This is a genomic window from Erwinia sp. TECH1, from assembly GCF_054057575.1.
In genome coordinates, this window is record NZ_JBSRZK010000001.1 from 3,445,031 (window position 1) to 3,465,446 (window position 20,416).

Genomic DNA, 20,416 nt, shown 5'->3' on the forward strand with positions numbered 1-20,416 from the left:
GTTTTATGCTGCCCTGTTCTCTGCACGGCAAGGCGAACGATGCGCCGGTTTTCGTCCTGCTGCACTATTTAGGCGGCTCTGGACATACCTGGTATCCGACCATCAGCTGGCTGGACGAGCACCACCGCTGCGTAACGCTGGATACGCCAGGCTTTGGCGCAGCGACCAATATTCCCGGCTATGACGTAGCGTCGATGGTAGCGCAGTTCGACGAAAGCATTCGTGCACTGCAGCTCAACAACTGTATCCTGGTCGGTCATTCGATGACCGGAAAAGTCGCCCTGGCGCTGGCGGCGCGTCGGCCAGACTACCTGAAAGGACTGATTCTGGTCGCGCCTTCGCCGCCCGGCCCGCAGCCGATGAGCGAGGAAGATCGCCGCAGCCAGATTAACTATGGCGGCAGCCGGGAAGAAGCGGAACAGTTTGTGGATACGGCAGCCAGCGAGCGTTTGCCCGATGTGGTGCGCGAGATAGCTATCCGCGACGCCCGCCGCGCTAATCTCAACGCCTGGCGTGCCTGGCCTGAAGCTGGCAGTCGGGAAGACTGGTCGGCGCGTATCGGTACCGTCGACTGTCCGGCCCTGTTGATCGCCGGCTCGGCCGACGATCAGGTGCCTTCTGCTGAAGATCAGCAAAAAATGACGCTCTCGCACCTTCCCGCCGGGCGGCTGGAAGTGATTGCGGGCGCGGGCCACCTGATGCCGCTACAAACGCCGCAGAAGCTGGCTGAAAGGATGCTGACCTTCGCCGCCGCGCTTTAACCTGCCTCAGCGGAGACTAACGTCTCCGCTTTTTCTCAATCACTGGCGCGCGTTTTGTAAACGGGATTAGCGTAATTGTTCACATTAATGCCATTGTTGCGGCGTTCTCAGGAGAAATACGCGGCCCTGGCCTTACGGAAGATCTAACCCAGATTTTAGCTGCGGCCCCTTATTCAGCTATTCAGCTATTCAGCTATTCAGCTATTCAGCTATTCAGCTATTCAGCTGGAGGGTTTAACGCATTTACAGGATTAAGGCCCGATTTATCAGGTAACAGGCAAAACAGGAGCGGGAGCTGATAAGCAGAACGGATAAACAGAAGAAAACAACAGGGATGCGGCTGCGCAAGCGCTGCCAGAAACAGAGAAGGACGAAAGAAGTGATTGGTGGAGATAAGCGGGATCGAACCGCTGACCTCTTGCATGCCATGCAAGCGCTCTCCCAGCTGAGCTATACCCCCACAACAAAATACCGGTTTTTCGCGCCAAATCGTCTGGTGAAGATTTGGTGGAGATAAGCGGGATCGAACCGCTGACCTCTTGCATGCCATGCAAGCGCTCTCCCAGCTGAGCTATACCCCCGAGCCGAAAAACCTTTGTCGTCTTGACGGCGGGCATAATATGAAACGGGGCCGAACGTGTCAACGGCAAAATGCCAATCTGTGTGCGATCGCTGAAAAAGCGGCCAAAGCGATGCAAAAGGCCGCATCCGCACCTTTTGCCACACAGCATAATCCGCCTTAATCGCCGTTATGTCAGCGATCAAATGGTGTCGTGAATGCAATCCGGCAACGTTCCCGCTGCAATCACAGCGCGTCGGGTTTAATCCTGTAAACAGAGCGTTAATTGTGCGCTTAATTGCGCTTGTTTTTGTTAAAATCTCGTGCAAAACTTCCCGCGTTTTCGAATGCCGAACCCTTCTCAGCGCTGGATGCGCGCGTATAACGCGACGGATTCGGCCATTCTTTCTTTCACTACACCAGAATCAGAGCCACTATGTCCTTGTACTCACCTAAAGAAATTGCGGCGGTCGCTATTCAGGCTGGTATCGCCAAAAGCCGTTCGTCTGTCCCTACCCTGTTGATCCTCGGCTTTATTGCAGGGGCTTTTATCGCCACCGGCTTCCTGCTGGATCTGCACGTTATTAATCAGCTGCCCGCTAACTGGGGCTCCTTTGGCGGCCTGCTTGGCGCAGCGGTGTTTCCGGTGGGGATTATTCTGACCGTGCTGGCTGGCGGTGAGCTGCTGACCGGCAATATGATGACCATGCCGATCGCCTGGTTCGCCCGTCAGGTCAGCGGCTTTAGCGTAGTGCGTAACTGGTTCTGGGTAACCATTGCCAACTTTATCGGCAGCATAGCCGTAGCATGGTTCTTTGGCCATGTGCTTGGCATGACCGAAGGCGACTACCTTAAAAAGACCGTGGCTATCGCCTCGGCCAAAGTCCACGCCGACTTTATGCACTCTTTCATTTCCGGTATCGGCTGTAACTGGCTGGTGTGTCTGGCGACCTGGATGGCGTTCGCCAGTAAAGACATGGTCGGCAAGATTTTTGGCATGTGGTTCCCGGTGATGGCGTTCGTGGCTATCGGCTTCCAGCACGTGGTGGCGAACATGTTTATTATCCCGGCCGCTATTTTTGCCGGCCAGCTGAGCTGGGCCGACTACCTGCCTAATTTTGCTGCCGTTTTCCTGGGCAATACGGTCGGTGGCGCGGTATTTGTCGGTCTGGCTTACTACATCGCCTATCGTCCGCAAAATCAGTCTGCTGCTACCCCACAGTAAGGCTTTCTTCCCTCTGCCGCCCGGCAGGGGGAAATATCATTTCTCCCCGCTGCTAATTATCTGCTCAGATTAGTCTTGCCTGTTAGTTGTTCGAACAATAAATTCCTGTAATATATGTCCGTTACATATCAACGCAAAAAGGATATTGCATAATGAAAAAGGAATGGTTAACGCCGGAAGAACTGGCACAGGAAACAGGTTTCAGCCGTCAGACTATCAATAAATGGGTTAAAAAAGAGCAATGGACGACCGTACCCAAGCCCGGCGTACAGGGCGGCAAGGCCCGTATGATCCATATTGATGAGAATGTAAGAAATTTCCTGAAATCCACCCGCCACGTCGCCGAGCCGACCGCCACCTATCGCGTCACGCAAAACTCTCTTCCCGCTCTGCTAATGACCTCTATTCAGCAAATGAACAGCGATGAACAAGAGAAGCTTTATGCATTACTGTTACGTGAAGGCATTCAGGGTATGCTGCAACGGCTGGATATTTCTCAGGTTGAGAAGTAGGTTTCCACGCCTGCCGAGCAGGTTGCACGTTGAAAAAAGAACCGGCTGATGCCGGTTCTTTTATTTAGAGGATTAAGCCTGCGCTTCGCGAGCCGCAATCCAGCTCAGCGCTTTTTCGATACGCGCAACGCTGCGCGACTGACCAATTGCTTCTACCGTCACGTCCAGCGCAGGTGACTGGCCTGCACCGGTAACGGCAACGCGCAGCGGCATGCCGACTTTGCCCATGCCCACTTCCAGCTCGTCCGCAGCGGACTGAATAGCCTGATGCACGTTTTCCGCGTTCCAGACGCTGATGGCGGCCAGCTTGTCACGAACCACTTCCAGCGGCTGACGGGCTACGGGACGCAGATGTTTTTTCGCCGCATCCGCATCAAACTCTGCAAAGTCTTCGTAGAAGTAACGGCAGGAAGCGGCCATTTCTTTCAGCGTCTTGCAGCGCTCGCCAAGCAGACGAACCAGCTGAGCCAGCTCAGGGCCGGTGCGGGTATCGATATTTTCCTGCTCGATATGCCATTGCAGATGCGTCGCCACGTACTCCGGCGCCAGCGTGGTGATGTAGTGATGGTTCAGCCACTGCAGTTTTTCGGTGTTGAAGGCGCTGGCGGATTTGCTGACCGCATCCAGATCGAACAGCTGCTTCATCTCTTCAATGCTGAAGATCTCCTGGTCGCCATGCGACCAGCCCAGACGCACCAGATAGTTCAGCAGCGCTTCCGGCAGATAACCGTCGTCGCGATACTGCATCACGCCTACGGCGCCGTGACGTTTGGAAAGCTTTTTGCCGTCGTCGCCCAGGATCATGGAGACGTGCGCGTAAACCGGCACCTGTGCGCCGATCGCTTTCAGGATGTTGATCTGGCGAGGCGTGTTATTGATATGATCTTCACCGCGGATAACGTGGGTAATTTCCATATCCCAGTCGTCGATCACGACACAGAAGTTGTAGGTCGGCGAACCATCGGTACGGCGGATGATCAGATCGTCCAGCTCCTGGTTGCTGAATTCGATGGGGCCACGGATCTGGTCGTCAAAAATGACCGAACCTTCCTGCGGATTGCGGAAACGCACTACGCAAGGCTCATCATCGGCATGGTGTTCGTGGCTGTCGCGGCAGCGACCGTCATAGCGTGGCTTTTCATTGTTCGCCATCTGCGTTTCGCGCAGCGCTTCCAGACGCTCTTTGGAGCAGTAGCATTTGTAGGCCGTGCCCGCTTCCAGCATCTGATCGATCACTGCATTGTAGCGATCGAAACGTTTGGTCTGATAGTACGGGCCTTCATCCCAGTCCAGGTTCAGCCAGTTCATGCCGTCCATGATCGCGTCGATAGCCTGCTGGGTGGAGCGCTCCAGATCGGTATCTTCTATACGCAGCACGAATTCGCCGCCCTGGTTACGGGCAAACAGCCAGGAATAAAGCGCGGTACGAGCGCCGCCAACGTGCAGGTAGCCCGTCGGGCTGGGTGCGAAACGGGTTTTGATTTTCATTAACAGCTGCCTTTTTACGCTATCAGAAGCGGGGAGCTCTGATAAATCCAGAATAAAGTGGGCAACATTCTATCATCACAAGATGAATCCTCAACGGCAATCCCCTGCTTTCGCGCCGCCTTTGCTGCAAAAGCCGACGGCGCCGTGACGCTTTTGCCTGAAATCGCAACATCTTGTTTAATTTTAAGACGAACGCAATTTTTCCTTCTAAAAATCGTTGACTCATTTTGCGCGATCCCTATAATGCGACTCCACACAGCGGGGGTGATTAGCTCAGTTGGTAGAGCATCTCCTTTACACGGAGGGGGTCGGCGGTTCGAGCCCGTCATCACCCACCACTCTAAACGGTGGCTTCGCAGTGTAGCAGTTCCCAGAGTGTAAGAAATGGGTGATTAGCTCAGTTGGTAGAGCATCTCCTTTACACGGAGGGGGTCGGCGGTTCGAGCCCGTCATCACCCACCATCTCTTGCAGGCCTGGTTTGAAGTACCGAAGTGGGTGATTAGCTCAGTTGGTAGAGCATCTCCTTTACACGGAGGGGGTCGGCGGTTCGAGCCCGTCATCACCCACCACTTCGGGTCGTTAGCTCAGTTGGTAGAGCAGTTGACTTTTAATCAATTGGTCGCAGGTTCGAATCCTGCACGACCCACCAATGTAGAAAGGCGCCCTAAAGGCGCCTTTTTGCCGTTTGTAATTCGGGCGGGGTTCGAACCTGCCGCAGGTCGAGTCGACCAGAGGGAGACAGCGTTGCCAAAGGCAACGACCCGAAGGGCGAGGCTTCAGCCGAGTCATCCTGCACGACCCACCAATGTAGAAAGGCGCCCTAAAGGCGCCTTTTTGCCGTGCGTAATTCGGGTCTTAGCCCCCCTTTCGAATTCTTATCACTTCTTTTACGCTTTTTGTAGTCAAGTCTCCCGTGGTGCTTACCGATAACCGTAGTGGTTAAATACAAAGGAGATAGCGATGACAACAATTACAACCAGTACCAACACTTCGATCGGTTCCGGCAGTTCATCGGCCGGCTCGACGTCCAAAATTGCTGCGTTGAACAAGCAGGTAGTCAACCTGCAAAACCAGCTAAAATCGCTGGCGACGGATACCACCCTCACCAATGAGCAGAAAACGGAGCAGGAACAGGTTATCAATAGTCAGATCCAGCTGCTACAGGCACAAATTACTCAGCTGGAGCAGCAGCAGGCGCAGAAAGCGCAGGATAAAAAGGAAGCACAGCAGGATCCGGCCTCGGCCTACAGCAAAGTAGCCGACGGCGTAAACCGGCCAACCGCAGCTAATTCGCTCAACGTTTATATCTAAAACGCTGGCGCAAGCGCGCGTTGCTGCGTCAGCAGGGCAGCCTGCTGGCGCACTTCCTGCCAGATAGCTTCCGCCGCGGGCGACAGCGAGCGGTTCTTGCGTCTGACCAGCATAATCGAGCGATTGATTTCCGGCGTTATTCTTCTTACCAGCAGCGGCCTCCCCTGCGGCAGCGGCAGCGCAAGCGCCGGCAAAATGCTGATGCCTATTCCCGCTTCCACCATCGGGTAAAGCGTCGCCGGATGCCCTATCTCCTGCACGATTTCCACTTTTACCTGTTGCTGGCGCAGCGCCTCGTCGATTAATATCCGACTACCTGATGAATAGTCCTGTAGCACCAACAGCCGTCGGTTCAGCATTTGCCAGCTAATTTCTTTCTCTGCAGCGAGCGGATCGTCCTGACGACAGAGCAGCAGAAAGGGTTCTTCCAGAATCGCTTCGCCCTCCAGATCGTCTACCTGGAGCGGCCCTATCACGATCCCGAAATCCACTTCCGCGTTGCGGATGCTTTGCAGTACCCACTGCTGTGGCCTGTCGCGAAGCATGATTTTAATTTCAGGAAAATGCAGCTGGCTGGCGGCCAGGCACTGCGGCATCAGATGCGCGGAGATGGTCTGGCTGGCGGCGATCCTGACCGTGCCGCTGCGCTGCTGACCGTAGCTGCGCACGTCCAGCAGCGTGGTATTCAGCTCTTCCAACAGGCGCTCCAGGCGGCTGGCCAGCTGGACGCCAGCTTCGGTCAGCATCACTTCACGCGTTGTACGGTCCAGCAGACGGATACCCATCTCGCTTTCCAGCTCTTTGACGCTGTGGCTGACGGCCGACTGGCTCAGCCCTATCATCTGGCCCGCCTGGCTGAAGCTCCTCTGCTGCGCGACGGCGACAAACACCCGCAGCTGCCTGAGCGTATAATTCATCGATTTAACTCATATATGAATTCAATAAATCAATTTTATTTCTAAACCCTGCTGACGCACAATAGCGACATTGATTTATTAACGAGGCATTAACAATGCGGTTTCTCCGGCTCGATCCCATGATGGTTAAACTGATTATTACCGTACTGCTGGCAACGTTCCTGCCCGCGCGCGGCCACTTTGTGACTTTCTTTGAGTGGCTGACCACGGCCGCTATCGCCCTGCTGTTTTTTATGCACGGCGCCAAGCTGTCGCGCGAAAAAATCATTGCCGGCGGCGGCCACTGGCGGTTGCATTTATGGGTAATGATCAGCACCTTCGTGCTGTTTCCTTTGCTCGGCCTGCTGTTTGTCTGGTGGCATCCGCTGCCGGTCAGCGCAGAAATCTATACCGGCTTCCTCTACCTTTGTATTTTGCCCGCGACCGTGCAGTCGGCAATTGCGCTTACTTCGCTGGCTGGCGGCAACGTGGCGGCTGCGGTGTGCAGCGCGTCGGCTTCCAGCCTGCTGGGCGTGTTTATCTCTCCGCTGCTGGTCGGGCTGGTGATGAACGTGCATAACGATGCCGCCAACGGTAGCCTGACGCAGATAGGCAGCATTATGCTGCAGCTGCTGGTGCCTTTTATTCTGGGGCATATCTCGCGTCGCTGGATTGCAGAGTGGGTCGAAAAACATCGCGGGCTGATTGGTAAAACGGATCAGGCTTCTATTCTGCTGGTAGTCTATTCCGCCTTTAGCGAAGCGGTGGTAAACGGCATCTGGCACCGCGTCGGCGCGATGACCCTGCTCTATATCCTGATCGGCAGCCTCGGCATTCTGTTTGTGGCGCTGGCCATTAATCTGCTGGCCGCGCGTCTGTTTGGCTTTAACCGGGCGGATGAAATTACCATTCTGTTTTGCGGATCAAAAAAGAGCCTGGCGAACGGTGTGCCGATGGCAAATATCCTGTTTCCTTCTGCTGCGGTCGGCATCATCGTGCTGCCGCTGATGATTTTTCATCAGGTGCAGCTGATGGTCTGCTCTATGCTGGCGCAACGCTATAAAAAGGCGGGAGAAAAACAGGTGGAAAAGCAGGTATCGAAAGCTAAAACGGTGGTGGAATCGCAGAAATAGCCGCAGCGGGGGAAGCGACTTCCCCCGTTATTTCAGCTTTTTTTAAGTGGTTTAAGCAGGCCTTCCAGGCCTTCAATCTTTATTGCCAGCGTAAGACGCATTAACTCGCCCAGATGACCTGCCGGAAACTCGTCCTTACGCGCAAACCACAGCAGATAAGGCTCCGGCAAATCGATCAGGAAACGCCCTTTATATTTTCCAAAGGGCATTTCGGTGTTGGCAATCTCAATCAGGTGCTCTTTTTCCATTTATTCACCCAGCAGTCGAATCATCTCCGCTTCGTCGATCACCGTAATTCCCAGCTCCTGCGCCCTGGTCAGCTTGGAGCCTGCTGCTTCCCCGGCAATCACCAGATCGGTTTTTTTCGAGACGCTGCCGCTGACTTTAGCGCCCAGTGCGGCCAGGCGATCTTTGGCCTCATCGCGCGAAAGCTGCGTCAGCGACCCGGTCAGCACCACGGTTTTGCCGGCGAAAGGACTGTCGATCTCCTCCGCTTTGACTACCGCAACCGCTGGCCAGTGAATACCGGCCTCTTCCACCAGCTGGCGGATAACCTCGCGGTTGCTCTCCTCGTCCATGAAATTTCGCACATGGGCAGCCACTACCTTACCGACATCCTGCACGCCGATCAACGCGTCCAGATCGGCGCTGATGATGCTTTCCAGCGAGCCAAAATGCGCGGCGAGGTTGGCTGCCGTCGCCTCGCCCACCTCCGTAATGCCCAGCGCATAAAGGAAACGGGCCAGCGTGGTTTGCTTCGATTTTTCCAGCGCGTCCACCACGTTCTGTGCAGACTTCGGCCCCATGCGATCCAGGCCGGTGAGCTTGCCCGCGGTCAGCTTATACAGGTCGGCAGGCGTTTTGACGTACTCTTTTTCCACCAGCTGGTCGATGATTTTATCGCCCATGCCGTCCACGTCCATCGCACGGCGAGAAACGAAATGTTTTAACGCGCCTTTGCGCTGCGCGCCGCAAATCAGGCCGCCGGTACAGCGCGCCACCACTTCGCCTTCTACACGCTCCACGTCCGAGCCGCAAACCGGGCAGTGCGTAGGAAACTCTACCGCTCTGGCATCTGCCGGACGATCGGCCTCGATCACGCCGACTACCTGCGGGATAACGTCACCCGCGCGGCGGATCACCACCCGATCGCCGATACGCAAGCCCAGACGGTCTATCTCATCAGCATTGTGCAGCGTGGCGTTGCTGACCATCACGCCCGCGACCTGTACGGGCTCCAGCCTGGCGACCGGGGTAATCGCGCCCGTCCGGCCAACCTGGAATTCAACGTCGCGCACGTGCGTCATCTGCTCCTGGGCCGGGAATTTAAACGCTATCGCCCAGCGCGGCGCGCGCGCCACGAAGCCCAGCTGCTCCTGGAGATCCAGCGAGTCCACTTTTATCACCACGCCGTCAATATCGAAGCCCAGCGTGGCGCGATCCTCTTCCACCTTGCGATAGAAAGCCAGCACCTCTTCCGGCGTGTGGCAGAGGCGCACACGGTCGCTGACCGGCAGCCCCCAGGCCTTAAACTGTTGCAGGCGGCCCAGGTGGCTGCGCGGCATTTCACCGCCTTCCAACAGCCCCAGCCCGTAGCAGAAAAACGTTAGCGGACGCTTAGCGGTAATACGCGGGTCGAGCTGGCGCAGCGACCCGGCCGCAGCATTACGCGGGTTGGCGAAAACTTTGCTGCCGGTACGCCGCGCTTCTTCGTTCAGCGCCTCGAAACCTGCCTGCGGCATAAAAACCTCACCGCGTACTTCAACGCGTGCCGGGATATTGTCACCGTGCAGCCGCAGCGGTATAGCGCGGATGGTGCGCACGTTAGAGGTGATGTTCTCGCCGGTGGTGCCGTCGCCGCGCGTTGCCGCCCGCACCAGCAGCCCGTTCTCATACAGCAGGCTGACGGCCAGGCCGTCCAGCTTTAGCTCACAGCAGAAAGTGATTTCATCAACGCTTTTTAGCCTGTCCTGCACGCGTTTGTTAAAGGCAAGGTAACTTTCATCATCAAAAGCATTGTCCAGCGACAGCATCGGGATTTCATGACGCACCTGCTCAAACGCGCTCAGCGGCGCGGCGCCTACGCGCTGGGTCGGCGAATCGGGCGTCACCAGATCGGGATGCGCCGCTTCCAGCTTGCGCAGTTCGCCCATCAAGCGATCGTATTCGGCGTCCGGCACTACCGGTTCATCAAGGACGTGATACTGGTATTCGTAATGGCGAAGCGTGGTTTGCAGAGCGATGATTTTGTCTTGTACGGATTCCATAGCGGCACCATAGCGATAAAAAACCCCCGGCTGGCGGGGGTCTTGTGTACAGAGAGGAAGGCGTGCCGGTAACTCAGGCGTTCGCCTCAATAACGTCACGAATGCGGTTTTTATAGGTTTCCAGCTTTTGCGGCGTCATCATCCGGCGCTCGTCATCCAGCACCACGCCGCCAACGTCGTCAGCGATGCGCTGGGCGGACTGCAACATCAGCTTAAAGTTCTGATTCGCATCGCCATAGGAAGGCACCATCATAAAGATAGAGACGCCGGGCGTAGAAAAATCTGACATTTCATCAGGATTAAACGAGCCGGGCTTGACCATATTCGCCAGGCTAAACAGCACCGGGCCGCTGCCCGCCGGGCTGAGATGACGATGGAAAATGTTCATTTCGCCAAACTGGAAACCGGCCTGCAGCACGCCCTGCAGGAGCGCCTCGCCGTTCAGTACGCCGCCGGCATGGGCGCTAACGTGCAGCACCAGTACCGTTTCTTTAGGTTTTTCCTGCGGTGCGACCGGGCGCTCAGGCTGCGGCGCGGGTTCCGGTTCCGGCTCGACGAAGGTCGGTTCAGACTGTACCGGCTGCGGCCGTGCCGGAGCAGGCTGAACAGACGGGGACGGCTGCGGCTGTACCGGAGCAGACTCAACCGGCTGAGGCCGTGCCGGAGCAGACTGAACCGGCTGCGGCGCTTCCGGCTGCCTGCGGCTTACCGGAACGGAAGGTTCGTCATCGGCTTCCTGCGGCAAATCGCCGCCGAAGAGCGGATCCAGCTCGGGAGACTCATCAACCGGATGCTGATGGCGAACAGGTTCTGGCTGAGCGCGCGGTTTTACCGGGCGCGGCGGCGCCTGCTCGTCAAAGCTGCCGACTACCGGCTCATCTTCTTCTGCTTTACGCGGACGCGGGCTTTTGCCGCGAGCACTGCCCGCGTCATCATCGACGTCGTCAAAAGCCTCTTCTCTATCCTGTTTTAAACGTTTGTGAGGACGATCGCGAAAAACGGATGAGCGCTCTTTACGGCTGGTCCAGAAGCCGTGAAGCAGAAGCGCTATTATAGCGATCGCGCCAACAACGATTAATATCAGACGCAAATCCTGCATCATTGTATTCTCTGTTGTTCCAATACCTTGCCACCGCGGCAAACTTTATCCCCTAACTGTATTTGCCCCGCTGCACAAGTGCAAGTCCGTGCAGTATTTTCTGACAAATAAGCGTGAAACGACACGGTTATTTGCTGTTTTTTCGCGCAAATCTCTTCTGCTCAGCGCAAACGGCTGAGTTATGATAGCCGCGCACGGCTTGTTAACTTAAGGAAAGCAGACATGGCTCTTCACCGTACCGGCGCTTCCGGCAATGGGATCCACTATTTTGCCCAAGGCTGGCAGCTGATCCGACTGCCCGGCATTCGCCGCTTTGTTATTGTGCCTTTGGCGCTTAATTTTTTATTGATGGGTGGCGCGTTTATCTGGCTGTTCTTCAGGCTGGAGCAGTGGCTTCCCGCTTTAATGTCTCATGTGCCCGACTGGCTGCACTGGCTCAACTATCTGCTGTGGCCGCTGACGGTTATTTTTGTGCTGCTGGTATTCAGCTATTTCTTTTCGACCGTGGCCAACTGGATAGCCGCGCCCTTTTGCGGGCTGTTAGCCGAACAGCTGGAGGCTAAACTCACCGGAAAACCGATGCCGGACAGCGGCTGGGCGGGCATGGTGAAGGATATTCCGCGCATTATGAAGCGCGAATGGCAAAAGCTAGCATGGTATCTGCCGCGCGCGCTCGTTCTGCTACTGCTCTATTTTATCCCCGGATTTGGGCAAACGGTCGCGCCTGTTCTCTGGTTTTTATTCAGCGCCTGGATGCTCTCGATTCAGTACTGCGATTATCCGTTTGATAACCATAAGGTCAGTTTTCGGCAGATGCGTACATCGCTAAAACGGCATAAAACGGATGTGATGCAGTTCGGCGCGCTGGTGAGTTTATTTACCATGGTGCCGATACTGAATCTGGCGATTATGCCGGTAGCCGTTTGCGGCGCGACCGCCATGTGGGTCGATCGCTATCGCGGCGCGCTGGGGCAGGTAAAATAAGGCTTATGCTTTTTGCTTCACCCTTATTGCCGCAGAACATATATATATACTATTTCTTTACTTCCTTGAAAAATTGAACCGGGTATGCTTGATGCAGTTCCCATTTTTCATACAGTTAAGGACGGGTTATGAGTAAGATCTATGAAGACAATTCGTTAACAATCGGCCATACGCCTCTGGTTCGCCTGAACCGGATTGGTAACGGACGCATTCTGGCTAAAGTCGAATCCCGTAACCCGAGCTTCAGCGTGAAATGCCGCATCGGCGCCAACATGATCTGGGACGCCGAGAAAAGAGGCATTCTGAAACCTGGCGTCGAACTGGTTGAGCCAACCAGCGGCAACACCGGCATCGCGCTGGCCTACGTGGCCGCCGCGCGCGGCTACAAGCTGACGCTGACCATGCCGGAAACCATGAGCGTGGAGCGCCGCAAGCTGCTGAAGGCGCTGGGTGCGAATCTGATCCTGACGGAAGGCGCTAAGGGCATGAAGGGCGCGATTGCCAAAGCGGAAGAAATCGTCGCCAGCGATCCGGACAAATTTGTGCTGCTACAGCAGTTCAGCAACCCGGCTAACCCGGAAATTCATGAAAAAACCACCGGCCCGGAAATCTGGGAAGATACTGACGGCGAAGTCGACGTCTTTATCGCCGGCGTGGGCACGGGCGGCACGCTGACCGGCGTCAGCCGCTATATCAAAAATACCAAAGGCAAAAAGGATCTGATCGCCGTCGCGGTAGAGCCGTCGGATTCGCCGGTCATCGCCCAGGCGCTGGCTGGTGAAGAGATCAAGCCTGGCCCGCATAAAATTCAGGGTATCGGTGCCGGCTTTATCCCTGGCAACCTGGATTTGGATCTGGTCGATCGTGTGGTGGCTATCACCAACGAAGAGTCTATCTCTACGGCGCGCCGTCTGATGGAAGAAGAAGGCATTCTGGCCGGGATCTCCTCTGGCGCTGCGGTTGCCGCTGCCCTCAAGCTGCAGGAAGATGAAGCTTTTGCCAATAAAACTATCGTGGTGATCCTGCCCTCTTCCGGCGAGCGCTACTTAAGTACGGCGCTGTTTGCCGATCTCTTTACCGAGAAAGAATTACAGTAGCGATTGCGGTTGCCTGAAACTGTCTGAAAAAGCACCCGCCAGGGTGCTTTTTTGTGGAGCACGTCAAACTTTTGCCACTTTCCACATTGCTTTTACCTGCGGGTGTCTGGTATCTAAGCAACCAATTATTTCGAACCTCAAAATTAATCGCTGCGTGAATTGCCTGTAGCTGAATCGATTTACCGGTTTGGCGCGAAAGCAGAAAGCACGGCATAATGAAGAGGAAGAAAGCGCAGCCGGTGTGCCATGTTATCCGCGCGCTATCTGTCATATTTCGGCGCATTTCTGGCACGTTGTTAAACACGGATTGCGCGAGACATTCAGGCCAAAGCGGCGCCGCCAGGCTAAGCTTTGGAATAACGCCAAATAAATTAAGTTGGGGAAACAACATGTTCCAGCAAGAAGTCACCATTACCGCGCCTAACGGTCTACACACTCGCCCTGCCGCTCAGTTTGTTAAAGAAGCCAAGGCTTTCGTTTCTGAAATCACCGTGACCTCTAACGGCAAATCCGCCAGCGCCAAAAGCCTGTTTAAACTGCAGACGCTGGGCCTGACTCAGGGCACCGTCGTGACGCTTTCCGCCGAAGGCGAAGACGAGCAGAAAGCCGTTGAGCACCTGGTCAAACTGATGGCCGAACTCGAATAAGCGTCAGCTTTTTCTACGCGACAGGCACTTTATTGCAACATAATTGATCGCGGACAGCATGTCCGCGTTGTTGTTTTAATACAGTGGAGCGCCTGTCAGATGCGGGTGGCCGCCGGGTTTCTCGCCGGTGCCGGGTTCGCCGCAGTTTCTCGCTCGCGATTATCAGTAATTAAAAAGGTAGGGTTATGATTTCAGGCATTTTAGCATCACCGGGTATCGCTTTTGGCAAAGCGCTTCTGCTGAAAGAAGATGAAATAGTCATCAACCGGAAAAAAATTACTACCGACCAGGTTGAGCAGGAAGTTCAGCGTTTTCTCGATGGTCGCAGCAAGGCTGCCGCGCAGCTTGAGGCGATCAAAACCAAAGCCGGGGAGACCTTCGGCGAAGAGAAAGAGGCCATCTTTGAAGGCCACATCATGCTGCTGGAAGATGAAGAGCTTGAGCAGGAAATCATAGCCCTGATTAAAGACGAGCTGGCCTCAGCCGACTCGGCCGCCCACTCCGTGATTGAAGGCCAGGCGAAAGCGCTGGAAGAACTGGACGACGAGTACCTGAAAGAGCGCGCCGCCGACGTGCGCGACATCGGTAAACGTCTGCTGCAAAACATTCTCGGCCTGCATATCGTCGATCTCAGCGCCATTGCCGAAGAAGTGCTGCTGGTTGCCAAAGATCTGACGCCGTCTGAAACCGCGCAGCTGAACCTGAACAAAGTGCTTGGGTTTATTACCGACCTGGGCGGCCGTACTTCCCACACCTCCATCATGGCGCGCTCGCTGGAGCTGCCGGCCATCGTCGGCACGGGCGACGTAACCAGCCAGGTGAAGAATGGCGATTATCTGATTCTGGACGGCGTGAACAACCAGGTTTACGTTAATCCAACGCCGGAGCAGATCGACGAACTGAAAGCTATCCACACTCAGTACGTGACGGAAAAGAACGATCTGGCCAAGCTGAAAGATCTGCCTGCGGTAACGCTTGACGGTCATCAGGTTGAAGTCTGCGCCAACATCGGCACCGTGCGCGATGTAGCTGGCGCGGAGCGTAACGGCGCGGAAGGCGTGGGCCTCTACCGTACCGAATTCCTGTTTATGGATCGCGACTCGCTGCCGAGCGAAGAAGAGCAGTTCCAGGCCTACAAAGCCGTGGCGGAAGCGATGGGTTCGCAGGCCGTTATCGTACGCACGATGGACATCGGCGGCGATAAAGATCTGCCCTATATGAACCTGCCAAAAGAAGACAACCCGTTCCTCGGCTGGCGCGCCATCCGTATTGCGATGGATCGCCCGGAAATCCTGCACGCCCAGCTGCGCGCCATCCTGCGCGCTTCCGCTTTCGGCAAGCTGCGCATTATGTTCCCGATGATCATTTCCGTTGAGGAAGTGCGCACGCTGAAGGCCGAGCTGGAAACGCTGAAGGCGCAGCTGCGTGAAGAAGGCAAAGCCTTTGACGAGCAGATTGAGGTCGGCATTATGGTGGAAACGCCAGCTTCAGCCGCAATCGCGCATCATCTGGCTAAAGAAGTCGATTTCTTCAGTATCGGCACCAACGACCTGACGCAGTACACGCTGGCGGTCGATCGCGGTAACGATCTGATTTCGCATTTGTACAACCCAATGACCCCTTCCGTGCTGACGCTGATCAAGCAAGTTATTGACGCATCTCATGCTGAAGGGAAATGGACAGGGATGTGTGGTGAGCTGGCAGGCGATGAACGTGCTACACTACTGTTACTGGGAATGGGGCTGGACGAATTCAGCATGAGTGCCATTTCTATCCCGCGCATCAAAAAAATTATTCGTAATACGAATTTTGAAGATGCTAAGGCGTTAGCAGAACAGGCTCTGGCTCAACCGACAGCGGAAGAGTTGATGAACCTGGTCAACAAGTTCATTGAAGAAAAAACACTCTGCTGAGATCCAGAAGCGCTGGCCAAATATTACTGCTTAGGAGAAGATCATGGGTTTGTTTTCAAAACTTTTTGGCGATAAGTCAGATACCGCATCTGGTGCCATTGAGATCGTGGCACCGCTGTCCGGCGAAATCGTAAACATTGAAGACGTGCCGGACGTGGTATTTGCGGAGAAAATTGTTGGCGACGGTATCGCAATCAAACCTGCCGGCAACAAAATGGTGGCGCCTGTTGACGGCACCATCGGTAAAATCTTCGAAACCAATCATGCATTTTCCATTGAATCGGACAGCGGCATTGAGCTGTTCGTTCACTTCGGGATTGATACCGTTGAACTGAAGGGTGAAGGGTTTAAGCGTATCGCTGAAGAAGGCCAGAAAGTGAAGAAAGGTGACGTGATCATCGAATTCGATCTGCCTTTGCTGGAAGAAAAAGCGAAATCTACGCTGACGCCGGTGGTGATCTCTAATATGGACGAGATCAAAGAGCTGGTTAAGCTGACGGGTAGCGTTACCGTGGGCGAAACACCGGTGATCCGCATCAAAAAGTAAGCCGTGCCTGTCTGAAAGGTCGCCTGAGCAATCAGGCGGCCTTTTTTTTTCAGGCTAACGCATCGCGCAGGCTGGGCACTTCTTCTATCTCATCCAGCGACAGCTGTAGCTCAAGTTCATGCATATGATGATGCATCAACTGCTGTGCGCGGTGGTTGTCACCCGCCTGCAGCGCAGCGACTATCGAGCTGTGCTGTTCGCAGTGGCTGGCCGGATCCTCATTGCGCTGGTAGAGCGCGACAATCAGCGAGCTGCGTACGGTAAGATTGGTAAGAATTTCGCTGAGCACGCGGTTATCGCTGATTTCCGCCAGCAAAAGATGGAACTGCGACAGCTGCCGTACAATTTCCAGGCGGTTATTGCTGGCAATTGCCTCTTTCTCCGCCTGTCGCTGCGCGATCAGCTCAGTCTGATAGCGCTGCATCTGCTGCGTGGTGATACCGGCTATAATGGCGTTCTCTACCGCTCGCCGGGCGGTAAAGACTTCCCGGGCTTCGCGCGCTTCCGGTTTGGCGACCATCGCGCCGCGATGCGGTTCAATGGTGACGATATGCTGCATCGCCAGACGCTGTAGCGCGCTCTGCACGTGATTGCGGTTGGCCACCAGCACCTCGACAATCTGGGCTTCGATTAACCGTGTGCCCGGCTTAAGCCGATGCTGCGCAATGGCGTTGGAGATGGCATCCACAATCCGCTGCACTTCCTGTTGCTTACTGGACGACGCTTTATTCATCCTTTACCTCATAAATGCGAATAAAAGGTGTCGGACAATGATAGCACCCTCGTTAAGCTAAGCCACCCAGTGCGGTAGCTTCAGCGTCAGTTCCAGCCCGCCGTTTTTACCGTTCACCGCGCTGACCTCGCCCTGATGCGCCAGGATCACCTTACGCACAATTGATAGCCCCAGGCCGTAGCCTTTGCCGGATAGCGGCGAATTCACGCGCACAAAGGGATCGAAAATGCTGGAAAGCTTGTCCGCATCCACGCCGGGGCCCTGGTCGCTGACGCCGATGGTGAGCCAGCCGCTGTCCTGCTGTAGCGAGATCCTGACCTGCTGCCCCTGCCCGGAAAAACGCAGCGCGTTACGCACCACGTTTTCCACTGCGGAACGGATCAGCTTGGCGTCGCCTTTAACCGTGTAGTCGCCGTTCTGGTCCGCATTCAGCATGATTTCCACGCCGGAACCCTGAGCCTCGTAGCGCGCATCGTTGGCGACCGCCTCCAGCAGCCCAAGCAGATCGAAATACTGCTCGTCCGGCAGGCTTTGATGATCGGCGCGCGACAGCGTCAGCAGCTCGCCGATCATCTTATCCAGCCGCCGCGCCTCTTCGTCGATCCTGTCGAGCGATTGCCCTACCGACTCCGGCGTTTGCCGCGCCAGCCCGGTCGCCAGCTGAAGACGCGCCAGCGGAGAGCGCAGCTCGTGAGAAACATCGTGCAGCAGCTCCTCGCGCGCCTTAACCAGCACGGAAAGGCGTTCAACCATGGCGTCAAAATCCTGCGCCACCACCGACAGCTCGTCATGCCGCCGACGCATTTTGGGAAACAGCCGCACGGAGAGATCGCCTTTGGAGACGCGATCGAAACCTTCTCGCAGCTGACGCATAGGTCGGGTCAGGTTCCACGCCAGAAACAGGCTGAACAGCAGCCCGCCGCCGCCCGCCATAAACAGCATGGGTTCAGGAATATTCAGAAAGCTGCGGTGGCCACCGGCCATATGGCTGTCTTCGCGCAGCCCCTGCACGTCGTAGCGCAGCTGATACTGCTGACCATCGGCACCGGTCACCCATTCGATCACTTCTTTCGGGAACTCGCCGGGCCGTAAATCGCGGTTAAGGTCGCCGTGCGGTAGCTCCTGCGGCGGCTTTTTCATCACCTGTACCGAGAAGAAGCGGCGATCGTTGGCGGACCAGTCCGCCATCATATCGTTGAGCGCATCCATGCCGCCGCGCTGCAATACCGAGACGGCCGAGGTCATCTGCAAATTAACGATGCGCCGGGCCGCCAGGTTTTCCGGCGGTTCGTGGTGCCGGCCATACAGGGAAAAGCTCAGCCACAGCAGCTGGCTCATAATCAGAAACGTCAGCCAGAAACCCAGCAGGATCTTCCAGAAGAGCAGCCCACGAAAGCCCGCCGTCATCGGATGCGATAGCCGATGCTGCGAACGGTTTCGATGGTGATGGCGTCACAGGTTAAAGCGGAAAGCTTCTGGCGGATATTGCTGATATGCACGTCCACGCTGCGATCGTAGGCTTCACGAGGACGACCCAGCCCCTTTTCCGACAGCTCATCTTTAGAAACCACGCGATCGGGCGAGCGCAGCAGCAGATCCAGCAGATTAAATTCCGAAGCGGTGAGATCGAACGGCTGCTTCTGCCATTCGCTGATGCGTGTGGCCGGGTTTAGCGTCAGCTCGCCCCAGCTGACCACTTCACGGCTTTCCACCACCACCGGCTGTTCTTCAACGCGGCGCAGCACGGCGCGCAGCCTGGCGACCAGCTCGCGCGGATAGCAAGGTTTAGGCATATAGTCATCGGCACCCATTTCCAGGCCGATGACGCGATCGATATTGTCGCCCTTCGCCGTCAGCATGATGACCGGCAGGCGGCTACTCTGCCGCACCTGACGCAGCACATCAATGCCGCTCATATCCGGCAGCATGATGTCCAGGATCATTGCGCTATAGCCGCCCGACATCGCCCCTTCAATCCCCGCTTTGCCGCTCAGTACCAGTGTGGCGTCAAATCCTTCGGCAATCAGATACTGGCTGAGCATGGTGCCCAGCTCCAGATCGTCATCAACCAGTAAAATTTTCATGCGTTATCTCTCTCCAGGCCAGGCGCTATTTTTACCTGTTGCTCAAACAATAGCAGCAGGTTTTACCCAATCCTTACAGTGTAACGGCATGAGCACAAATTGAGCGGCCCGAAAGCGTGGGCCTGTCAGGAGAGAGAGCGGGCTGGCGTATGCACGCCGGTAGGTAGAGAGATCGGTCTGGGAATGCACGCCGATAGAGGGATCAGTCTGGTGACGAATGCACGCCGGTAGAGAGGTACCTGTCGCCACGATCGCAGACGATAGCGACAATAACGCTGCCGGGCTGCTCTTGCGCAATACGCAGCGCGCCGGCCACCGCCCCGCCGGAACTGACGCCGCAGAAAATGCCTTCACGGCGCGCCAGCAGGCGCATGGTTTCCTCCGCCTCCTGCTGGGTCATATCCAGGATACGGTCGATCAGCTCCGGTCGATAGATGGCGGGAAGATAGGCCTGCGGCCAGCGGCGGATGCCGGGAATGCTGTTGCCTTCGGCGGGCTGTAATCCCACGATAGCTATCGTTCCGCTCTGCTCTTTCAGATAGCGTCCCACGCCGGTGATGGTGCCGGTAGTGCCCATACTGGAAACAAAGTGCGTCAGCCTTCCTGCGCTTTGCTGCCAGATTTCCGGGCCGGTGGTAACGTAGTGGCCCAGCGGGTTATCAGGATTGTTAAACTGATCGAGCACTTTACCCTCTCCGCGCGCTTCCATATCGCGGGCCAAATCGCGCGCGCCCTCCATGCCCAGCTCGCGGCTTACCAGCAGCAGCTCCGCGCCGTAGGCCCGCATCGCCGCCTGACGCTCCATGCTCATGTTATCGGGCATCAGCAGCTTGATACGGTAGCCTTTCATCGCGGCGATCATCGCCAGCGCGATGCCCGTATTGCCGCTGGTCGCTTCGATCAGCATATCGCCGGGCCGGATTTCGCCACGCCGCTCCGCCTGCTGGATCATCGACAGCGCGGCGCGATCTTTGACCGAGCCGCCGGGGTTATTGCCCTCAAGCTTCAGCCAGATTTCGCTGCCGTTGTCTGGCGTCAGCCGCTGAAGCTTGATCAATGGCGTGTTGCCGATGGTGTGTTCGAGCGTGGTCAAGTGATGGTTCCTGAAGAAGGCCTTACCGGCAAAAAAGGTCAGGCATAACCTGACCCGGATGGCGGT

19 protein-coding genes, 6 tRNA genes and 1 other RNA gene are annotated in these 20,416 nt (G+C 56.0%); 15 read left to right on the plus strand and 11 right to left on the minus strand.

The window, feature by feature from the left end:
- Window positions 1–5: 5 nt before the first annotated feature.
- Window positions 6–761 (plus strand): alpha/beta fold hydrolase, encoded by a 756-nt coding sequence (locus tag ACVWZ0_RS16120; protein ID WP_253459508.1) that lies wholly within the window; start codon window positions 6–8, stop codon window positions 759–761.
- Window positions 762–1,145: 384 nt separating this feature from the next.
- Here the strand turns inward: ACVWZ0_RS16120 and ACVWZ0_RS16125 are convergent.
- Together ACVWZ0_RS16125 and ACVWZ0_RS16130 are read right to left on the minus strand one after the other, a co-directional pair.
- Window positions 1,146–1,221, minus strand: a tRNA-Ala gene (locus ACVWZ0_RS16125).
- Between the two features lie 45 nt (window positions 1,222–1,266).
- A tRNA-Ala gene (locus tag ACVWZ0_RS16130) sits at window positions 1,267–1,342 on the minus strand.
- Window positions 1,343–1,756: 414 nt separating this feature from the next.
- Here ACVWZ0_RS16130 and ACVWZ0_RS16135 point away from each other — a divergent pair.
- Window positions 1,757–2,545 carry a formate/nitrite transporter family protein gene (locus ACVWZ0_RS16135; RefSeq protein ID WP_125290868.1) on the plus strand — a complete coding sequence of 263 codons (789 nt, stop codon included), beginning with the start codon at window positions 1,757–1,759 and terminating at the stop codon, window positions 2,543–2,545.
- Window positions 2,546–2,697: 152 nt separating this feature from the next.
- Window positions 2,698–3,057, plus strand: coding sequence for a YfeC-like transcriptional regulator (locus tag ACVWZ0_RS16140; protein ID WP_253459506.1), 360 nt, complete (start codon window positions 2,698–2,700; stop codon window positions 3,055–3,057).
- A gap of 72 nt (window positions 3,058–3,129) precedes the next feature.
- Here the strand turns inward: ACVWZ0_RS16140 and gltX are convergent, their stop codons facing one another.
- On the minus strand, window positions 3,130–4,545 hold the full coding sequence (gene gltX, locus ACVWZ0_RS16145; RefSeq protein WP_253459503.1) for a glutamate--tRNA ligase: 1,416 nt from the start codon (window positions 4,543–4,545) through the stop codon (window positions 3,130–3,132).
- Between the two features lie 262 nt (window positions 4,546–4,807).
- On the opposite strand from gltX, the gene ACVWZ0_RS16150 reads away from it, so the two are divergent.
- The 6 genes from ACVWZ0_RS16150 to ACVWZ0_RS16175 all read left to right on the plus strand — a co-directional run bounded on the left by ACVWZ0_RS16150 (window position 4,808) and on the right by ACVWZ0_RS16175 (window position 5,857).
- A tRNA-Val gene (locus ACVWZ0_RS16150) sits at window positions 4,808–4,883 on the plus strand.
- A gap of 48 nt (window positions 4,884–4,931) precedes the next feature.
- A tRNA-Val gene (locus ACVWZ0_RS16155) sits at window positions 4,932–5,007 on the plus strand.
- A 32-nt stretch (window positions 5,008–5,039) separates the two neighbouring features.
- Window positions 5,040–5,115: transfer RNA gene (locus ACVWZ0_RS16160), tRNA-Val, on the plus strand.
- Between the two features lie 4 nt (window positions 5,116–5,119).
- Window positions 5,120–5,195, plus strand: a tRNA-Lys gene (locus ACVWZ0_RS16165).
- Between the two features lie 31 nt (window positions 5,196–5,226).
- Window positions 5,227–5,351: non-coding RNA, RtT sRNA (locus ACVWZ0_RS16170), on the plus strand.
- 155 nt (window positions 5,352–5,506) lie between these two features.
- Window positions 5,507–5,857, plus strand: coding sequence for a FlxA-like family protein (locus ACVWZ0_RS16175; RefSeq protein WP_253459500.1), 351 nt, complete (start codon window positions 5,507–5,509; stop codon window positions 5,855–5,857).
- Here the strand turns inward: ACVWZ0_RS16175 and ACVWZ0_RS16180 are convergent.
- Window positions 5,854–6,774 carry a LysR family transcriptional regulator gene (locus ACVWZ0_RS16180; RefSeq protein ID WP_253459497.1) on the minus strand — a complete coding sequence of 307 codons (921 nt, stop codon included), beginning with the start codon at window positions 6,772–6,774 and terminating at the stop codon, window positions 5,854–5,856. The genes ACVWZ0_RS16175 and ACVWZ0_RS16180 overlap by 4 nt on opposite strands.
- A gap of 95 nt (window positions 6,775–6,869) precedes the next feature.
- Here ACVWZ0_RS16180 and ACVWZ0_RS16185 point away from each other — a divergent pair, with 95 nt between their 5' ends.
- Window positions 6,870–7,886 (plus strand): bile acid:sodium symporter family protein, encoded by a 1,017-nt coding sequence (locus ACVWZ0_RS16185; RefSeq protein WP_253459494.1) that lies wholly within the window; start codon window positions 6,870–6,872, stop codon window positions 7,884–7,886.
- 32 nt (window positions 7,887–7,918) lie between these two features.
- On the opposite strand, the gene ACVWZ0_RS16190 is transcribed toward ACVWZ0_RS16185, so the two are convergent.
- The 3 genes from ACVWZ0_RS16190 to zipA all read right to left on the minus strand — a co-directional run bounded on the left by ACVWZ0_RS16190 (window position 7,919) and on the right by zipA (window position 11,255).
- Window positions 7,919–8,134, minus strand: coding sequence for a DUF3820 family protein (locus ACVWZ0_RS16190; protein WP_125289609.1), 216 nt, complete (start codon window positions 8,132–8,134; stop codon window positions 7,919–7,921).
- Window positions 8,135–10,153 (minus strand): NAD-dependent DNA ligase LigA, encoded by a 2,019-nt coding sequence (ligA, locus tag ACVWZ0_RS16195; RefSeq protein ID WP_253459491.1) that lies wholly within the window; start codon window positions 10,151–10,153, stop codon window positions 8,135–8,137.
- 73 nt (window positions 10,154–10,226) lie between these two features.
- Complete coding sequence (gene zipA, locus ACVWZ0_RS16200) at window positions 10,227–11,255, minus strand: cell division protein ZipA (RefSeq protein ID WP_253459487.1); 1,029 nt, start codon at window positions 11,253–11,255, stop codon at window positions 10,227–10,229.
- Window positions 11,256–11,474: 219 nt separating this feature from the next.
- Here zipA and cysZ point away from each other — a divergent pair, with 219 nt between their 5' ends.
- The 5 genes from cysZ to crr all read left to right on the plus strand — a co-directional run bounded on the left by cysZ (window position 11,475) and on the right by crr (window position 16,440).
- Window positions 11,475–12,236 carry a sulfate transporter CysZ gene (gene cysZ, locus ACVWZ0_RS16205; RefSeq protein ID WP_253459484.1) on the plus strand — a complete coding sequence of 254 codons (762 nt, stop codon included), beginning with the start codon at window positions 11,475–11,477 and terminating at the stop codon, window positions 12,234–12,236.
- A 128-nt stretch (window positions 12,237–12,364) separates the two neighbouring features.
- Window positions 12,365–13,333 carry a cysteine synthase A gene (gene cysK, locus ACVWZ0_RS16210; protein ID WP_253459481.1) on the plus strand — a complete coding sequence of 323 codons (969 nt, stop codon included), beginning with the start codon at window positions 12,365–12,367 and terminating at the stop codon, window positions 13,331–13,333.
- Between the two features lie 389 nt (window positions 13,334–13,722).
- A complete protein-coding gene (ptsH, locus tag ACVWZ0_RS16215) occupies window positions 13,723–13,980 on the plus strand; it encodes a phosphocarrier protein Hpr (protein ID WP_125289603.1) in 258 nt (85 codons plus the stop codon).
- A gap of 185 nt (window positions 13,981–14,165) precedes the next feature.
- Window positions 14,166–15,893 carry a phosphoenolpyruvate-protein phosphotransferase PtsI gene (ptsI, locus tag ACVWZ0_RS16220; protein ID WP_253459478.1) on the plus strand — a complete coding sequence of 576 codons (1,728 nt, stop codon included), beginning with the start codon at window positions 14,166–14,168 and terminating at the stop codon, window positions 15,891–15,893.
- Window positions 15,894–15,936: 43 nt separating this feature from the next.
- A complete protein-coding gene (crr, locus tag ACVWZ0_RS16225) occupies window positions 15,937–16,440 on the plus strand; it encodes a PTS glucose transporter subunit IIA (protein WP_125289601.1) in 504 nt (167 codons plus the stop codon).
- Window positions 16,441–16,489: 49 nt separating this feature from the next.
- On the opposite strand, the gene ACVWZ0_RS16230 is transcribed toward crr, so the two are convergent.
- The 4 genes from ACVWZ0_RS16230 to cysM form a co-directional block, all read right to left on the minus strand.
- On the minus strand, window positions 16,490–17,173 hold the full coding sequence (locus ACVWZ0_RS16230; RefSeq protein WP_253459474.1) for a GntR family transcriptional regulator: 684 nt from the start codon (window positions 17,171–17,173) through the stop codon (window positions 16,490–16,492).
- Window positions 17,174–17,230: 57 nt separating this feature from the next.
- Entirely contained in the window at window positions 17,231–18,580 is a 1,350-nt protein-coding gene (locus ACVWZ0_RS16235) for an ATP-binding protein (RefSeq protein ID WP_253459469.1), read from the minus strand.
- On the minus strand, window positions 18,577–19,257 hold the full coding sequence (locus ACVWZ0_RS16240) for a response regulator transcription factor (protein ID WP_253459466.1): 681 nt from the start codon (window positions 19,255–19,257) through the stop codon (window positions 18,577–18,579). Before ACVWZ0_RS16240 ends, ACVWZ0_RS16235 begins: the two co-directional genes overlap by 4 nt.
- A 202-nt stretch (window positions 19,258–19,459) precedes the next feature.
- Window positions 19,460–20,350, minus strand: coding sequence for a cysteine synthase CysM (gene cysM / locus ACVWZ0_RS16245; RefSeq protein ID WP_253459463.1), 891 nt, complete (start codon window positions 20,348–20,350; stop codon window positions 19,460–19,462).
- Between the last annotated feature and the right edge of the window lie 66 nt (window positions 20,351–20,416).

What these genes read in the sequence shown, in the direction of transcription:
- ACVWZ0_RS16140 (WP_253459506.1), top strand. Translation starts at nt 2,698, where the DNA reads ATGAAAAAGGAATGGTTAACGCCGGAAGAACTGGCACAGGAAACAGGT.
- ACVWZ0_RS16120 (WP_253459508.1), top strand. Translation starts at nt 6, where the DNA reads ATGCTGCCCTGTTCTCTGCACGGCAAGGCGAACGATGCGCCGGTTTTC.
- ACVWZ0_RS16135 (WP_125290868.1), top strand. Translation starts at nt 1,757, where the DNA reads ATGTCCTTGTACTCACCTAAAGAAATTGCGGCGGTCGCTATTCAGGCT.
- cysZ (WP_253459484.1), top strand. Translation starts at nt 11,475, where the DNA reads ATGGCTCTTCACCGTACCGGCGCTTCCGGCAATGGGATCCACTATTTT.
- ACVWZ0_RS16175 (WP_253459500.1), top strand. Translation starts at nt 5,507, where the DNA reads ATGACAACAATTACAACCAGTACCAACACTTCGATCGGTTCCGGCAGT.
- cysK (WP_253459481.1), top strand. Translation starts at nt 12,365, where the DNA reads ATGAGTAAGATCTATGAAGACAATTCGTTAACAATCGGCCATACGCCT.
- gltX (WP_253459503.1), bottom strand. Translation starts at nt 4,545, where the DNA reads ATGAAAATCAAAACCCGTTTCGCACCCAGCCCGACGGGCTACCTGCAC.
- ACVWZ0_RS16235 (WP_253459469.1), bottom strand. Translation starts at nt 18,580, where the DNA reads ATGACGGCGGGCTTTCGTGGGCTGCTCTTCTGGAAGATCCTGCTGGGT.
- ligA (WP_253459491.1), bottom strand. Translation starts at nt 10,153, where the DNA reads ATGGAATCCGTACAAGACAAAATCATCGCTCTGCAAACCACGCTTCGC.
- zipA (WP_253459487.1), bottom strand. Translation starts at nt 11,255, where the DNA reads ATGATGCAGGATTTGCGTCTGATATTAATCGTTGTTGGCGCGATCGCT.
- ACVWZ0_RS16240 (WP_253459466.1), bottom strand. Translation starts at nt 19,257, where the DNA reads ATGAAAATTTTACTGGTTGATGACGATCTGGAGCTGGGCACCATGCTC.
- ACVWZ0_RS16190 (WP_125289609.1), bottom strand. Translation starts at nt 8,134, where the DNA reads ATGGAAAAAGAGCACCTGATTGAGATTGCCAACACCGAAATGCCCTTT.
- ACVWZ0_RS16180 (WP_253459497.1), bottom strand. Translation starts at nt 6,774, where the DNA reads ATGAATTATACGCTCAGGCAGCTGCGGGTGTTTGTCGCCGTCGCGCAG.
- crr (WP_125289601.1), top strand. Translation starts at nt 15,937, where the DNA reads ATGGGTTTGTTTTCAAAACTTTTTGGCGATAAGTCAGATACCGCATCT.
- ACVWZ0_RS16230 (WP_253459474.1), bottom strand. Translation starts at nt 17,173, where the DNA reads ATGAATAAAGCGTCGTCCAGTAAGCAACAGGAAGTGCAGCGGATTGTG.
- ptsH (WP_125289603.1), top strand. Translation starts at nt 13,723, where the DNA reads ATGTTCCAGCAAGAAGTCACCATTACCGCGCCTAACGGTCTACACACT.
- ACVWZ0_RS16185 (WP_253459494.1), top strand. Translation starts at nt 6,870, where the DNA reads ATGCGGTTTCTCCGGCTCGATCCCATGATGGTTAAACTGATTATTACC.
- ptsI (WP_253459478.1), top strand. Translation starts at nt 14,166, where the DNA reads ATGATTTCAGGCATTTTAGCATCACCGGGTATCGCTTTTGGCAAAGCG.